The organism is Photobacterium sanguinicancri (genome assembly GCF_002265265.1).
GTDB lineage: Bacteria > Pseudomonadota > Gammaproteobacteria > Enterobacterales > Vibrionaceae > Photobacterium > Photobacterium sanguinicancri.
In genome coordinates this window covers 1-1,531 of the sequence record NZ_NOIF01000354.1, presented here as the reverse complement: position 1 = coordinate 1,531, position 1,531 = coordinate 1, and the positions used below count along the sequence as shown (strand labels likewise).

Genomic DNA, 1,531 nt, shown 5'->3' with positions numbered 1-1,531 from the left:
TTTTTTGTAAATTATTGAAAATATGACGGATAAGCATGGCATTCACAAATAGCCAATGACACAATACGCATATATTAACAACTTCGTTAAATAGGCGTAACCATGAGCACTAAAATCACCATTTGGGATAGCTTTATCCGTGGCTATCACTGGCTGCAAGCCATCAGTATTGCTGGGTTGTGGTATACCGGCACGGAAGGCCTCATGGATTGGCACTTTTCTATTGCTTATGGGTTATTAGCCTTACTGGTCACACGCTTGATCTGGGGCGTTTTAGGGAGTGAAACCGCCAAGCTATCACGCCTTTTTCACCCTCCCCGCGCTGTCATTCAACACTTGGGTGAATTGCATCAACCCACAATTAGCCATGACAACACCGTTGGTCATAATGCGGCGGGTAGCTATATGGTACTCGTTTTTTTTGTATTGCTTACCATACAATTAACCACGGGGCTTTTTGCTACCGACGACATCATATCTGAAGGCCCTTTAGCCATGCACATCAGTGGTGAGTTAAGCAGTAGGCTAACGGATCTTCATGGCTTGAACTTTGATTTTCTGCTCGGTGCGATTGGTCTTCATCTAGCCGCAATATTATTGTATCGCTTAAAAAGCATCGACCTTGTCGGCCCTATGTTACACGGAAAAAAAGTGCTACCTGAACACGCTGCGCCGAAAATGTTAAATGGCGTCATTGGATGGGGCATTTTTGTCGCCGTTGCTACAGGTGTCTATTTCCTATGGGCTAAAGATGTCGTTATTTATCTTTTATAATGGCAAGCGTTAGTACCAGAGGTGAAAATAATTAAGGCTGTAGATACAACCTCAGACTCGATAAACAAGCCCAACACATTTGCTACGATATAGTCGTAGCTGAATTTTACTGGCTTAATCACTGAAACTAAAAGCAAACTGACAACGCCGAGTAAGCTTGATAGTGGTAGCAACAAGAAATAATGATGATGTGAATACCGTCGACTGCATAAACAAGGCGATTTGATTCATCTATACGACGTGACCTGAAACCAGATAAATTTTCTTTCAAAGCTTCAGGTTTACCAATCCCTTCAAAAGGTGAACGTTTTGTATCTACGATTAATTTATTAATACGCTTGAGCGTTTTCTTATCCTGACTTTGCCAGTATAGGTACATAACTTAAATGGGCGCACGCATTACGATGAAATTGATAAGGCCACCGAAAACACCAAAGCCAATTAAGACATAGAATGCCGAGCGTTGATGGCTAAATTACTCTACTATGTACTCTTTTGGACAAACAGCTTTATTAGAAAATTTCGACTTACTTTCCAGTAATAATATATCAACAGCCTTGATTAAAGCTCTTGGTGATTCTTTAGTGTATTCAATATTGAATGACATTGGCTGCTTATCAAAACCAAAGCCGTTAACAGTTAAACAACCATAGTTTGAATATAAAGTTTCATTAAGCTCAACTATAGACTTCATACTCTCTTTGAACATAAGTTGTTTTTTTAAATAATCATCACTAATATCTATATCACCAACCAG

The 1,531-nt window shown here is 39.7% G+C and carries 2 protein-coding genes and 1 pseudogene; 1 reads left to right on the top strand and 2 read right to left on the bottom strand.

Annotated elements, in window-relative coordinates; translation table 11 throughout:
* Positions 1–102: 102 nt before the first annotated feature.
* A complete protein-coding gene (locus ASV53_RS23985; protein ID WP_094958987.1) occupies positions 103–774 on the top strand; it encodes a cytochrome b/b6 domain-containing protein in 672 nt (223 codons plus the stop codon).
* Between the two features lie 127 nt (positions 775–901).
* On the opposite strand, the gene ASV53_RS23980 is transcribed toward ASV53_RS23985, so the two are convergent.
* Both ASV53_RS23980 and ASV53_RS25655 read right to left on the bottom strand, forming a co-directional pair.
* Positions 902–1,153, bottom strand: a complete 252-nt coding sequence (locus tag ASV53_RS23980; RefSeq protein ID WP_094958986.1) for a Txe/YoeB family addiction module toxin — start codon at positions 1,151–1,153, stop codon at positions 902–904.
* A 96-nt stretch (positions 1,154–1,249) separates the two neighbouring features.
* Positions 1,250–1,531: pseudogene (locus tag ASV53_RS25655) on the bottom strand (hypothetical protein); the annotation flags it as partial.